This is a genomic window from Neisseria sp. P0022.S010, assembly GCF_051956635.1.
On record NZ_JBQCXF010000673.1, the window covers coordinates 1 to 1,457 of the forward strand.

At 47.6% G+C, this 1,457-nt stretch carries 1 protein-coding gene; it reads right to left on the minus strand.

The annotated features are described in order from the left end of the window. Positions 1-121: 121 nt before the first annotated feature. Complete coding sequence (locus ACTHUT_RS20550) at positions 122-1,456, minus strand: RHS repeat domain-containing protein (RefSeq protein WP_440419654.1); 1,335 nt, start codon at positions 1,454-1,456, stop codon at positions 122-124. Position 1,457: the final 1 nt, after the last annotated feature.

Genomic DNA, 1,457 nt, shown 5'->3' on the forward strand with positions numbered 1-1,457 from the left:
CTTGTAATATTTTTTCGTCAATTATAATTTCTCCAAAATCGATCTCCTTACGAGAAAGTTGACCATAAATATTAGAAAAATTTTTAACTGCTGTTTTCAAACTAAACATAATAATATACTCCTATCTTATGCATTTTTTAAGTTGTTGCAACATTGCTCGCCTATCAATTAACCTACCGCGCCCCAAATTGGTCCAGCGACCTCTATGCCCTTGATTAGAATGTAAATGTTCGTCAACTACTCCAGGATGGTTACTATTAGGCAAAAATACAATATTTCTTGGGTCACCTTTCCATTTTTGACCTAGACTGCCTAATTCAACAGAATTAATATGATGACCAGTATAACCTGCTCCAGACATAACAGAAGTCAAATTTTTATTTTTCGTGTTCAAAATCAAATCTCTTTCTGCTTGTGTCCAATTTCGAGTACCACCCCCTGCTTCAACTAAAGCTTTTTCCTCTCTCCAAGCTCTATCTATGGCTGTTCCACGTGCACCATTTTGAGCCGAAATAGTATCTCGGGGTTTGTAACGTATAAGGCGAACCAAACCCCATGGGTCAATCCAAGCCTGCGTATTCAGCGCAAACTGATATAAATTATCTCCACCAATTAATTTAATCGGGTCCTGATTCACAAACCGCCCCGCCTCAGGCTCGTAATACCGCATCAGGTTGTAATGCAAGCCGGTCTCTTCATCGAAGTACTGGTTTTGAAGTCGGAACGGCTGATGCGCGTTCCGATAGACCCGCTCATCCTTTTTCAGACGACCCCAAGCGGTGTATTCGCCGTACCACAACAGATTGCCGTGGATGTCGGTCATCTCGCGCGGTATGCCGATTTGGTCGGTATGGAAATAGCTGAGGTATTGTTTGCCGTCTTTGGCGTTGTCAAAGACTTGCGCCAGCGGTTCGTAGCTGTCTTGGTCGGTGTAGAGATAGGTGTAGCAGCCTTTGTAGGTGTACTCCTGCAATAGGCGGCTGCCGTCCCAGACGAAATGGGTGCGTTTCGGATCGGTACTCGTCCAGGCGAGTTTGTCTTGGCGTTCTTTGGAAAGGCGTCTGCCGAACGGGTCGTAGGCGTAGGTCCAAATCTCGGTGTTGCCGGCTGGCTTTTTGATTTCGGCGCGGACGAGCTGGTTTTCTAGGTCGTATTGGTAATATTGGTTTTCGCCATTGGGAAGCTGGCGGTAAATGAGGTTACCCAGTGCGTCGTAGGTGTATTCGATGCCGTTGTATTCTTTGAGGCGGTTGCCGCCGGTAAGGTTGTGGTTGGCAGGTGATTTCATACGACCTTGAGTTTTAGGGTCGTCTGAAATCGGGGCGGTCGCTTTGCCCTCTCCCCGGCCCTCTCCCACGGGAGAGGGAGTAGATGTCGGGATGTCGAGGATGTTGTGGGCGGGGTCGAAGGCGAAGGTTTCGCTGCGGCCGGTTTGGCTGTTGCGGGCTTCCTGAATG